Origin of the sequence: Streptomyces sp. NPDC093109, assembly GCF_040701725.1 — a bacterium.
In the GTDB taxonomy this organism is placed as follows: domain Bacteria; phylum Actinomycetota; class Actinomycetes; order Streptomycetales; family Streptomycetaceae; genus Streptomyces.
Window position 1 is genome coordinate 255,906 of sequence record NZ_JBFBEZ010000005.1, and the last position, 11,679, is coordinate 267,584.

At 67.1% G+C, this 11,679-nt stretch carries 11 protein-coding genes; 4 read left to right on the forward strand and 7 right to left on the reverse strand.

All coding sequences use genetic code 11. The features are described from left to right. Positions 1–61: 61 nt before the first annotated feature. The 4 genes from AB0389_RS08175 to AB0389_RS08190 form a co-directional block, all read right to left on the reverse strand. Positions 62–844 carry a YidC/Oxa1 family membrane protein insertase gene (locus tag AB0389_RS08175; protein WP_366394490.1) on the reverse strand — a complete coding sequence of 261 codons (783 nt, stop codon included), beginning with the start codon at positions 842–844 and terminating at the stop codon, positions 62–64. A 205-nt stretch (positions 845–1,049) separates the two neighbouring features. Continuing rightward, positions 1,050–1,385: a DUF6412 domain-containing protein gene (locus AB0389_RS08180; RefSeq protein ID WP_366394491.1), complete on the reverse strand. Its 336-nt coding sequence runs from the start codon at positions 1,383–1,385 to the stop codon at positions 1,050–1,052. A gap of 55 nt (positions 1,386–1,440) precedes the next feature. After that, positions 1,441–3,018 (reverse strand): sodium:solute symporter family protein, encoded by a 1,578-nt coding sequence (locus tag AB0389_RS08185; protein WP_366394492.1) that lies wholly within the window; start codon positions 3,016–3,018, stop codon positions 1,441–1,443. Continuing rightward, positions 3,015–3,242, reverse strand: a complete 228-nt coding sequence (locus tag AB0389_RS08190) for a DUF3311 domain-containing protein (RefSeq protein WP_366394493.1) — start codon at positions 3,240–3,242, stop codon at positions 3,015–3,017. The genes AB0389_RS08185 and AB0389_RS08190 overlap by 4 nt, the downstream gene beginning before the upstream one ends. A 162-nt stretch (positions 3,243–3,404) precedes the next feature. Here AB0389_RS08190 and AB0389_RS08195 point away from each other — a divergent pair, with 162 nt between their 5' ends. The 4 genes from AB0389_RS08195 to AB0389_RS08210 all read left to right on the forward strand — a co-directional run bounded on the left by AB0389_RS08195 (position 3,405) and on the right by AB0389_RS08210 (position 7,205). Further along, a complete protein-coding gene (locus tag AB0389_RS08195; RefSeq protein ID WP_366394494.1) occupies positions 3,405–4,406 on the forward strand; it encodes an SEC-C domain-containing protein in 1,002 nt (333 codons plus the stop codon). 77 nt (positions 4,407–4,483) lie between these two features. Next, positions 4,484–4,936 carry a very short patch repair endonuclease gene (locus tag AB0389_RS08200; protein ID WP_366394495.1) on the forward strand — a complete coding sequence of 151 codons (453 nt, stop codon included), beginning with the start codon at positions 4,484–4,486 and terminating at the stop codon, positions 4,934–4,936. Next, complete coding sequence (locus tag AB0389_RS08205) at positions 4,933–5,904, forward strand: DNA cytosine methyltransferase (protein WP_366394496.1); 972 nt, start codon at positions 4,933–4,935, stop codon at positions 5,902–5,904. Before AB0389_RS08200 ends, AB0389_RS08205 begins: the two co-directional genes overlap by 4 nt. Positions 5,905–6,122: 218 nt before the next feature. Further along, positions 6,123–7,205, forward strand: coding sequence for a DNA cytosine methyltransferase (locus AB0389_RS08210; protein ID WP_366394497.1), 1,083 nt, complete (start codon positions 6,123–6,125; stop codon positions 7,203–7,205). Positions 7,206–7,220: 15 nt separating this feature from the next. Here AB0389_RS08210 and AB0389_RS08215 read toward each other — a convergent pair whose 3' ends face one another. Genes AB0389_RS08215 through AB0389_RS08225 form a run of 3 tightly spaced genes read right to left on the reverse strand, consistent with a single transcriptional unit; the run spans position 7,221 to position 11,190 of the window. Continuing rightward, the gene (locus tag AB0389_RS08215) at positions 7,221–8,111 is read right to left on the reverse strand and encodes a DUF6339 family protein (RefSeq protein WP_366394498.1); all 891 of its coding nucleotides are present in this window, start codon (positions 8,109–8,111) and stop codon (positions 7,221–7,223) included. After that, on the reverse strand, positions 8,108–9,085 hold the full coding sequence (locus AB0389_RS08220) for a hypothetical protein (protein ID WP_366394499.1): 978 nt from the start codon (positions 9,083–9,085) through the stop codon (positions 8,108–8,110). Before AB0389_RS08220 ends, AB0389_RS08215 begins: the two co-directional genes overlap by 4 nt. Then, the gene (locus tag AB0389_RS08225; protein ID WP_366394500.1) at positions 9,082–11,190 is read right to left on the reverse strand and encodes a helix-turn-helix transcriptional regulator; all 2,109 of its coding nucleotides are present in this window, start codon (positions 11,188–11,190) and stop codon (positions 9,082–9,084) included. Before AB0389_RS08225 ends, AB0389_RS08220 begins: the two co-directional genes overlap by 4 nt. Positions 11,191–11,679 lie beyond the last annotated feature (489 nt).

An 11,679-nucleotide genomic window follows, 5' to 3' on the forward strand; every position in this document is an offset into this window, starting at 1 on the left:
GACCCCATTCACTCCGTGGACTTCTTGAAGTAACCGGACCCGGCCAACCGGACCCGGCCCCTCAGAGCGCGGTCACGGGCGCCGCGGCACCGGCCGCCGGCATGTCGCGGTAGAGGAAGTACCGTTCGGCCGCCGACCAGGTCGTGCTGGTCACCACGTACAGCGCGGCGGCCAGCGGCACGACGGCGACGGTGAAGAGCGTCGCGAAGGACATCAGCGGCATCACCTTCATCATCGCCCCCATCCCCGGCACCGGCTGCCCGTCGGGGCCCTCCGGCAGCGCGGGCGTGGGTGCCGCGGCCATCTGGATCCTCGTCCGCCGGAAGTTGAACGTGGCGACACCGGCGACGATCACGAAGAGGGCCAGATACACGGCCCCGGCCCCGCCGAACACCCCGCCACCGGCGGCCGAGAGCGCGTCGGTCCAGCGGTCGCCGAGCGGCGCGGCGAAGAGGGAGTGGCTGAGCAGCTCGTTCGGCCGGCCGCCGATCTCGCGCTGCGAGAACAGGTGGTACATCAGGAAGAACGCGGGCATCTGCGCCAGGCTCGGCAGACAGCCGGAGAGCGGCGAGACCTTCTCCCTGGCGTGCAGTTCCATGAGCGCCTTCTGCATGCGCTCGGGGTTCTTGCCGTGCTTCTGCCGCAACTCGGCGATCTGCGGCGCGAGCCGCGTACGGGCCTTCTGGCCGCGCGCGGAGGCCCGGGAGAGCGGGTGGACGGCGAGCCGTACGCAGGCGGTGAAGAGGATGATCGCCGCGGCGGCTGAACCGGTGTGGAAGAGCGGCTGGAGAAGATCGGCCAGCTGCCCGACCAGATGGGCGAAGGCGGAGAAGAAGGCGGACATGGTGAGCCCTCCGAGGGGTCTCGTCGTGCCGGAAACGGGGATACGGCATGACGACGCGCGCGCGGGGAAGGGCAGCGTTCAGGAACGGCGGCGACCCGGCGGGAACCCCACGAAACCCCGAGAAACCCCGAGAAACCACGGGATATCACGGCATATCAACGGAACGAATCCGCCGGACGGCCAGACAGCCGGACCGAGCGCCGCCCTACGCGTACGCGAGCGTCGCGAGGCCGCGCCCCGGCGCCCGGGGCCTGGTGCGGCCCGAGGCATCCGGATCCCGTTGCGGCAGGAACGCGGTGCGCTGCTCGCGGTCGCGGATGGCCGTCCGTACCCGCTGGCTCGGCACGGCGGGCACCGTACGGGCGCTGATGACGGCGCAGAGGGCGAGCGCGGAACCGGCGGCGGCGGTGGCCGCGAGGGCGACGGCGGCGGAGAGGCTGCCGGCGTCGAGGAGGAGGACTTCGGTGAGGAGGAAGAGGAGCAGGCCGGTGCGGCGCAGCAGCCGGTAGGCGCTGAGATCCAGGGGGTCCACGGGATCCACGGGTTCCTCTCCTCTCTCGCGGCAGACGCCGCCGCGTTTACGGCAGTCCCAGCCGTTATACACGAGAGGACGCGCCGCCATCGAGCGCGCCCGAGGAATCAGGAGAATCGAGGGAGTCCAGCGAGTCGTGGGCGAGTACGTCGCTGTCGGGCCGGCCGTCGAGGGCGTCGGCCTTCCCCGCGTACGTCACCGCCAGCGCGACCGCCAGGTTCGCGGCGAGGGCGACCAGGCCCGCGTTCGTCCCCCACACCGGATCGTGGCCGCTGAACACCAGGGCGGCCACCGTCGCCACCCCCACGACCAGCCCGCTCACCCCGCCGGCCAGCGTGAACCGGCGCCACATCAGCCCCAGCAGCAGAAGCGGAAGGAGCTGCGCCATGCCCTCGTACGAGATGAGCGAGAGCCGTACGAGCGTCTGGGGCGCCCCGTACGTCAGCCCCAGCGCGATCGCGCCCGCCACGACGACAACCACCTGCGCGGCGCCCTTCTGCCCCTGCCCGGACCGTCGGCGCGGGAGCAGGGAGAGCACGCTGCGCCCCCACATCGTGCCGATGACCAGCATGAACACGGCCATCGGCACAATCGAGGAGAGGGCCGCGGCGACCCCGATGAGGCCGACCGCCCAGGCGGGCAGCGAGTCGACGACGAGCCGGAAGAGCGCGAGGTTGGAGTCGGCGCCGGAGAGGCCGGGGACGACGAAGAGCGCGGCCATGCCGAGGAGCATCGGGACGAAGAGGAGGACGTTGTAGGCGGGCAGCCAGATCGCGTTGCGGCGCAGCACGTCGGCGTCGCGGGCGCCGAGGTAGCCGGCGACGGTGGTGGGGAAAATAACAACAGTGAGCGCGTTAAGAAGCGAGGTGCTGATAAACCACCCCACCCCCAGCCCGCTCCCACCGCTTCCCCCGCTTCCACCGTTGCCCGTTCCCCCGTGCCCGGGCAGGGTCAGCCACTCGCCCTTCTCGGCGACGAGCCGGTCGAGGAGCGGCCCGTACCCGTCGAAGTAGTGCAGGGGTACGTACACGGCGAGGAACCCCAGCGTCCCGATCACCAGGACGTCCTTGAGCACCGAGACCCAGGCGCTGCCGCGCAGCCCGCTCACCACGACAAAGCCGGTGGTGACCGCGAAGGCGATGAAGTAGCCCCAGTGGAGGCTGATCGCGCCGTAGGAGATGGTCGAGACGACCACGCCCATGCCGGTGATCTGGAGCTGGATGTAGGGAAGGAGGAAAACGGTAACCAGAACAGCGACGAGAGCGCCGAGCCAGGGCCGGCCGTAACGGTGGGCGATGATGTCGGTGATCCCGACGAGTTCGTGGCGGCGGGCGTAGCGCCAGAGCATGGGGCCGACGAGGTAGCCGAGCGCGTAACCGCAGGACATGTACGCGACGACGTAGAGGACGGGCGCGCCGTAGTTGTACCCCCAGCCTGCGGCGCCGAGGTAGCTGAAACTGGTGTAGCTCTCGCCCGCCATCAGCACCCAGATGAAGACGGTGCCGAGGCTGCGCCCGCCGACGGACCACTCGGCGAGCCCGCCTCCGCCGCCTCCGCCGCCGCGGCGGACGGCGAGCAGCCCGAGAACGACGGTGCCGACCATGAAGACGCCGAAGACGGTAGTGGCGACAAAGGCATTCACCGCGACCGCTCCCTCTCCCTGCCCCTGTCCCGCCGCAACCGCTGATCCCCACGCCAGGCGAGCAGGGCGGCCAGCGGGGTCAGAAGAGTGGCGCCGAGCAGCCAGAGCGCAAGGAACGGCAGCCCGAGAACGACGGGCCGGACCCGGTTCACCCAGGGCAGCGCGACGAGGAACAGGACGAAGGGCACCAGGAGCCAGAGCAGGTGCGGACGGTGTCGGAGCACTTGAGGACGGTATCCGGTGATACGGGAAGGAGCGGAGCCGGCGCCGACCCGAAGCCCGGAGAGGGAACCAGAACAAACAGCGACCCCGGCCGGCGAACCCGGCGGAAAACCGGGGCCCGGTCCCCCTCCGCCGGTACGCCGCACGGCAGTACGGTGTGCATCATGCGCCCAGACATGCTGCCTGCCGACCACACCGCGGAAGCCGAGCGCCTGCTGCGCACCGCGACCCAGTACCCCGAGGACAACGAGCCCCTGCTCCTCCGGGCGGCGGCCCATCTCGAACTGGCCGGCGACCGATCCCGCGCCACCGGCCTCTACGACAGCCTCCTGGCGGGCTCCCCGGACCACCCCCACCTGGTCAAGGCGCTGAAGGCGGCCAACCTGTGGGAGTACGGCCACGAGGCGGAGGCCCGCGCGATCATCGAGGGCCTGCGCGCGGCGGCCCCGCTGGAACCGGCACCGTGGGAGATCGTCGCGGAGACCCTGGAGGCCCACGACGAGCTGGAGGCAGCCCACGCCTCCTTCACCACGGCGCTGAAGCTCCTCCTGGCGCCGGACGAGGACGTCCCGTACCCCACCCAGTCCCTGCTGATCGGCCGCCACCGCGTCCGCCGCCTGCTGGGCCTGGACCACGACGCCCTGGACGCGCGCGCCGACCACATCAACCCGGCGCCGGTCCCCCTGGACGAACTCCACGACCCGAAGCGCCTCTGGGCCCTGGGCTCCGACAACCCGGCCGAGCTGCAGGCCGAGATCACCCGCCTCCGCGCCGAACTGGGCTCCTACCGCACGGCCCTGTCCCGCCCGTTCCCGGTAGCACTCCTCCACTGGCCAACCGCTGAACTCACGGAACTGCTGACCACCTACCCGGCCCTCACCATCGAATACCCCACCCACGAGGCCCACCTGGCCGACCTGGAGTCCTCCCTACGCGACCTGGCCGCCACCGGCACCCCCAACCTGGGCATCGTCACCGCCACGGTCCCGTCCTACGAAGCCTTCGCCGCCTCGGAACAGTCCTCCCCCGCCCACCCCCCACTCCTCCCCCAATACGCCACCACCCTCGCAGCCCGAGGCCGAGCCACCCCCTGGCCCCCGGCCAAAAACGCCCCCTGCTGGTGCGGCGCGGAAGCCACGTACGGCAAGTGCCACGGCGCGTCGTAACCACCCGAAACGCCCCGTACGCCGCCCCTTTCCGCCCGACCACGCCCCGCCCCCGTTCCCAGGGGCGCGCAGGAGCCATGAGCACAGCAAAACCCTCATCTCCCGGTGTCTCCGCCCGCATGAGTCGCCAGACTTCTCGGGACACCGCACCGGAAGTAGCCGTACGGAAGCTTCTCCATGCCTCCGGCTACCGCTACCGCGTCAACATGCGCGTGCCCGACATGCCACGGCGGACGATCGACATCGTCTTCCCCCGGGTCAAGATCGCGGTCTTCCTGGACGGTTGCTTCTGGCACGGCTGCCCGCAGCACGCGACACAACCGAAGGCGAACGCGGCCTGGTGGAGGGAGAAACTCGACCGCAACATGGCCAGGGACCGGGAGACCACGGAGCACCTGGCAGATCTCGGTTGGGTTGTCCTACGGTTCTGGGAGCACGAGGCGTCCGGAACCGTGGCCGACGAGGTAGCGGCGGCCGTGATTCGAGGTCGAGCTGCGAAGAGTCAGCGACATGAGGGGGACATGCCGTGAGGAGATTCAGATCCGTGGATGTGTGCGCGGGGGCCGGCGGGCTGGCACTGGGACTGGAACAGGCGGGCTTCGACCCCGTTCTGGTACTGGACAACAAGGCCGTCGCCTGCGAGACGCTGCGCGCGAACCGGCGCTCGTGGAACATCCTGGAGATGGATCTCCTCGACTTCGACCCGTCGGAGCACCAGGAGACGTACGACGTGGATCTCCTCTCCGCCGGGTTGCCCCGGGTGAAATCCGCAGCTACACAGGGCAGGCCGGACGGCGAGAAAGAGCTTCAGCTCCTCAAGGCCACTATTCTCCTTCTGCACGGTATGCAGCCCAGGGCACTCCTTGTCGAGAACGTTCCGGGACTGGTGGACGCGCCCGAATTCGAGGGGCTACGGGAGTACATGGAGAAGGAGCTCATCCACCTGGGATACGGGTTCCATTGGTTCGTGATCAACGCGGCCGACTTCGGTGTACCGCAGGAACGGAAGCACGGCATCCTGGTGGCTCTGAAGGGCGCCCGGTCGGGAACCTATCTGCCTCCGGCACCCACCGTGGAAAGACACACCAGCGCGGGCGAGGCGCTCCGCGTCTCCATGTCCGCACGAGGCTGGCCCGGTGCCGCCGCCTGGGCTCACACAGCTGACCGCGTGGCGCCCACCCTCGTGGGGGGATCCGAGAATCGCGGGGGCGCCGACCTCGGTCTGACCGGCAGCAAGAAGGCATGGGCGAGGATGGGTATCAACGGAAACGCGTTGAGCGACGAGGTTCCCGGGCCGGACGGCGTCCAGGAGTCCGACACATCCGGATCCCCCCTCAAGAAGCTCACGGTGGAGCAGACAGCCGTGATCCAGGCATTTCCGGAGGACTGGCATTTCGCCGGCAGGAAGACTGTCAGAGCCCGGCAGATCGGCCATGCGTCACCACCGGCAGTCGGTAGAGCTTTGGGAAAGTCCATCGCAGAGGCATTGTGCGCGTGATGGGATCGACCAAGAGCTTCAATGCAACAATGAAACCGACCAACAAGACATAGCATGACGAAAGCGTTGAAACAGAGATGCAGGGGCGTCGATGGCTTGGCCGTCTTGATCAGGAGGGTATTCTGTCGCACTGCGACGGCAGGCCTCTGGATCAGAAACGGCAGCGCCTTCCAATCACCGCTGCCGACATCCGCTTACCATCACCGCCTGGAGACCACGTGCCCGCCGTCGAGATCGTCGACCTCTTCGCCGGGCCGGGTGGACTGGATGTCGCCGCGCAGCAACTGAATCTCCCTGTCGCCGGCATCGAGTGGGACGCGAACGCTTGCGCCACACGTCGGAACGCCGGCTTGGAAACGTTCGAGGGCGATGTACGGGCCTACGGCCCGGAGAACTTCAAAAGCGCTAACGTCCTTGCAGGTGGCCCCCCCTGTCAGACCTATACCGTCGCGGGCTCCGGAGCTGGACGCCGAGCCCTGGACGACGTCCTCCGGCTCGTCGAGCGCTTGGCAACCGGTGCCAACATCAGTAAGGATCTCGACGGTCTCGACGATGTACGCACCGGCTTGGTTCTGGAACCCCTGCGATGGGCGCTCCGCGCAATTGAGCTACATCGCCCCTACGAGGCGATCGTGCTGGAACAGGTGCCGGCCGTCATGCCAGTGTGGGAAGCAGTGGGCACGGTGCTCCGCAAGTACGACTACTCGGTGGACACCGGCGTCCTGCACACGGAGGAGTTCGGGGTACCGCAGACTCGGCGCCGCGCCATTCTGATCGCACGCTTGAACGGCACAGCCGCACTGCCCGCTCCGACCCATCAGCGCTACCGGAAGGGTCAGGAACCCACGCTCGGGAACCCGGATCTACGCCCCTGGAGGACCATGGGCGAGGCCCTCGACCGGTCGTATCCCTTCGTCGTCATCTCCAACTACGGCACCGGCGGAGACCCCAAAGCACGCGGCCTCCGCTACTCGCACCAGCCGTCCGCCACCGTCACCGGCAAGATCTCACGCAATCGGGTACGTACACCCGATTTTGATGTGGAGCTTCCCCGCTTTTCCCCTGCAGAGGCAGGGATGTTGCAGACCTTCCCCGCCTCGTATCCGTGGACCGGTGGCGATGTCGCGCAGCAGATCGGCAACGCGATCCCACCGCGTCTCGCCGCGCATGTCCTCGCCGCCGCGTTGGACCTCGATCTCGATCTTGCCCACGAAGTTCCGCTTCTCCGCAGGACACCGCCCCAGACCCGACGTCCCAGCGCTGTCGGTGAGCGGAACTCACGTGATCATGTGCATGCGTGATATGGGCCAGGACGCTCAGTCCGGCTCCGGGGGCTCCTGCCGGCCACGGACCGGTGCCTCGCGGAACAGCTCGTGGAAGCGTTCCACCAGCGCGTACACAGCCTCCTCCGGAACCTTCCCGTCATCGGGCCCCTCAGGCAGAGTCCTGCGCGACACCGGGGGTGCGTGCTCCGCGCCACCGATCCACTCCTCCATGGCATCGCCGTACCAGTCGTCGTCCGCCGCCAACACGTCGTAGAACAGAGTGCTCGCGGCGGAGTTGACCACCGTGGCCAGCGCGTTCACTTCGCGTCCGGTATACGCGACGCCCTGGTCCACCAGCTTTATCAATGCCTGAACCGTGGGGCGGTGGTCGATGACGTCCAACCTCAGCACGGTGTTGAGGACATCCTGGTTGCCGCACGCCACCACGGCCGGCCCGTAATCAGGCCCGTTACGGAACAGCTCCGCCGCCCACCACAGACGCGAGAACGCCTGCGTGTAGTGGGCGCCGCGGAATCTGCTGGCCGTGACCATCGGTGGGAGGCCGTCCTTGCCGGTGGTCGGCAGATGGCGCCACACCACGTAATCCGGCGCGACAGCCAGAGCCAGGTGGTTCCACAAGCCCTCGTCGGCGGCCTCCCGACGGGTCAGCCGCAGAGCCGCATGCAGCCGTGGTGCGAGCCAGGCGTCGGCCCGGGTCCGTACGTCGTCTCGATAGAGGTACAGGACATCGTCGATCAGGTCCCGCACCGGTTCAACACGTAGGCGCACATCATTGTCGGGCAATGACACAACGCTCCGACCCAGTTCGATATACGGAGGATCCTCCCGACCGGATCGCACACCCGAACTGATGTACTTGACCGCGTTCATGTCGGACAGGAGCGCCAATCGGTCCGGGAGCGGCTCGGGCTTCTCGGTCACGCTCTGCTCTCCTTCTGCGATGCGTCGAGTACGCGAAGTGCGGTGCCGAGGTTTCTGGCAACCCTCGCCCGTCGCGTCGCCGCATGATTGATACGCGGCTGAAGTTCGCTCCAGCCGGACGATTCCTGGCGACGAACATGTATTTCATTCAGAGCGTCCGACGCGGACAGCCCGGGAAGTACGTCGGAAAGCATCCCCCGGAGTACCGTGTCCCGCCATCCGCCGGGCCACTGCGGGTAGCCCTCGTCGTCCGGCTCCAGGTCGCTGACGGTCGAGTGGAACACCGCCGTCCACACATCGGTGGCGATCTGGGCGGCAAGCATGTCCCGAACAGCCTGTTCCAAGGGGCTGCCGCCGGAATTGAGCAGCTCCGAAACGCCTTCGAATCCTGTATTGATGCGGACCGTCGGAATGTCTCCGGATGTCTCCACCAGCCACGGTGCGTCCTTGTAGGCATGGAGCCACTCGTAGGGTCCCTTGACGAAGTTGACCTGGTCGATGTGGAGTTCGCGCCGCCGAACGGGGGTCCGGGAGGTGAGGTCGATCACCCAGTTCTCCTCCGAGCCTCCGATGACACGACCGGGAACATCGTCGACCGTGGCTGTGACCGTCACGGACAGCTCCGCCTGACTGCGGTGGGCGTCTCTCCAGAGCCGGATGTGTCCGGCCCACGCCCCGCTGTCTCTGCGCTCGCGCTGGAGAACAGCGGTCCTGCGCACGTTGGTCGCCTTCTCCGTCAGCACTGCGACCACGGTCACATCCTGCCAGGGCCCTTCATCCAGCTCCCTGACGGGCAACGTGGCGGCGACACTGATCCTGGCGCGCTTCCAATCCTCCCTCTCCAGCTGATGAAGAGCGACAACGCGTTCGTCGTTGGAGAACGCGGACGTGTCCACCTTGTACTGATCCTGCTTCACTGCCGTCACCCGAAGAGAGACCTCGCCGGCCAACGTGCGATACGGAAACACCCTCACGCGGATACCCCCTTGGACTTCTGTAGATCGACGAACAGACCTGCCAGGGCGGCACGGACAGGATGTGTCGACACGTCCGTCGTCGCTGTGAACGAGGCGCTACGCGCACCGGGTTTGAAGTGAAGCGCACCGTCGACGAACCGGCAGTTCTCCCCACCGACGACGCTTGCCCAGGAAATCGACGGACGCCCGCCCGAACGAACGTCGAACTTCGCGACGGGGCTCATGACCCAGGAGTCCTGCCGAGCCGGCAACTTGACCTCGACATCCACCTGCCACGCCCCGTCCGGGTCAACGAACGCATCAACGTCGACGACCGTAGGGAACCCTCCCCCTTTCGCTCCCCCCGCAGGCACTCCGTCGAGGCGCAGCAGATCACGAAGCGCCTTGGGCCCTTCCTCGTTCTGCTCCCTGCGTCGTACCACCAAGTCCCGTACCGCGCTGTTCGCCGCCCGGGTGAACTCCGTGATCCGCCGGTGAGCCGTTGGCAAGTACGTGGCACGAAGCTCGTCCGTCTGACCCCATTTATCGTGCTCGGGCGGTTCCGACGCCCTCAGGAACGCCTCGGCCCGCGCCGCGTCGACAGTCTCGGTCTCTGCCGCCTGCCCGGCCAGCAGTACCGCCTGAAACGGGTCGGTGCCCAGCGGAAGGCCGGGCACTCGTACGGATTTCACCTTCATTCGGCTGCCGCGCATGCTGACGATGTGGTTCGGTCTTCCGTCGGCGTCTTCCGCCGCCGTCACCAACAACACAGCCTCATGCTCGACCGCTTTACCGCGCCCTCGCGAGGGCGGAACCTTCAGCGGAACCTTGACCATGGCAACTTGGCCCGTCTCGGTGAGCCGGTCGACGGTTTCGCCGTCGAAGTACGCCCTGAGAGCCCTCGTGCGCGAGGGCTGGAACAGACGCGGATCGACACGTTGTTCCTCGACCAATACGGTGCCGTTGCGCATCGTCCGCACCGAAGCCTCGAGCAAAGGGGCGGCGCCGGCGCCCGATGACATCGCCGCCCAGAAATTGTCCGCGAGCGCGTGCACCAATTTCTTGTGCATGGCCTGTACCGATTCGTCATCACTGTCTTCGTCGGCGGAATCAGCCGGTCGACTCGCCACATCGTGAGCACCGACAATGAGGAATGACGTACCTGGCTCACGGCTTTCCCTCGTGAGCCAGAGCCCATCCACCGTCGCCTCGTCCGCCCACCAGGATCGTGCGACATTCTCGCTGCCCGGCGCGGTGTCGGGTTCACCGAACCAGGCAGGCCCTGCCCAGGCGTCGCCGTCGACCACGTGCCAAGGGAGATCGAGGCGCCCGATGAGGCGGCGCTCGGTCCGGCCCTCGTGGGGCTCGGAGAGAGTCGAGTTGATCAGCACAAGTCCGAGCCGACTGGTGGCCCACAAGGTGGCCTTGCCCAGCCCGTAGGAACCGCCGGCGCCCTCGTTCGACTTGTGGCTGTCGAGCTGACGACGTACGACAGCGGCGAACCGACCGTCCTCGTAGTCGTCCCCGGTGAGGCCCGACGCGTTGTAGTCGTCCACCCTGAGCAACACGAGTCGATCCCGCTCAGTCATGTCCCGCAGCCCGTCGGCGATAATTCGTCCGACTTTCTGCTCCTGCCGAGCCGAGGCTTCGTAATGCGGCCGCAACGAATCCCATCCGAGCGCTTCCTTGAAGCGCGCCAACGACTCCCCCGTCAATTCATGCAACGTATATCGAACCCGAACAGGTCGACTACGATCCCAACGCTCATCAAGACTATTCTGAGTGGCCTCACGCGCGAGGATCTCGACATCGGCCTCGAAGGCGAAGGCGGCAGCATTTCCGAATTCCCGTCCGCCGTCACGGTGGGCAGGCCGGTGGTACCACGAGGTGGGGCCACCGGACACGGCATCCGTCGTACGGGTGTGGATCGTTCCCGGATCCGTACCTATGGCTTCCGCGATGAGACGCATCGTCTCTTCACGCGGAACCGCCCGCCCGGTGATCCACGCCGAAACCGCGGCGCGCGTCAGACCAACCCGGTCGGCCAACTCCGCCTGACTGATGCCCAGTCGTCGCAACTGTCGCGCCAACCAGGGACCGAAGTCCTCGCCACCATCCACCATCGCCGCTCCTCAGCCGAACGTTCGACACATCGGGGAAGCATCCACGATACCTGTCCATTTGACAATCAACGAACCCGACAACGTCGTTGTACATCACCGAGGCTGCACTCGGAATTGAAGTGCCAATGAAAAATGCCCGAATCGCCCAACTGGTGCACGTTTCACCAAAAAAGCGAATATCGCCGCTCGCGGAACACCTCCGAGGGCCTCCCACTCAAGCTCCACCTCGAACACGGAGCGTCATGCTACTGCATCGCAGTGCAACTCTCGTCAGAGCCTCGGGCTTCCATCCGCCCAGAATTGCCAAATCGGATCACCCAACAACCTTGCATGCCAGGGGAGTTGGCGATAGCGTCCTCGGAACGGCGAACTTGGCACTGCCCAGAAGAACCGTTAAGAGTGTGTCTCACGTGGCAAGTTTCGCGAGCTTCTTGTAGCAGGTCAGGGCGGCGGCCAGGCCGAGGAAGGCGAGAAAGTGCGAGCCCTTTC

Coding starts and splice junctions, on each gene's coding strand:
- AB0389_RS08195 (WP_366394494.1), top strand. CDS start 3,405: ATGCGCCCAGACATGCTGCCTGCCGACCACACCGCGGAAGCCGAGCGC.
- AB0389_RS08175 (WP_366394490.1), bottom strand. CDS start 844: ATGTCCGCCTTCTTCTCCGCCTTCGCCCATCTGGTCGGGCAGCTGGCC.
- AB0389_RS08225 (WP_366394500.1), bottom strand. CDS start 11,190: ATGGTGGATGGTGGCGAGGACTTCGGTCCCTGGTTGGCGCGACAGTTG.
- AB0389_RS08200 (WP_366394495.1), top strand. CDS start 4,484: ATGAGCACAGCAAAACCCTCATCTCCCGGTGTCTCCGCCCGCATGAGT.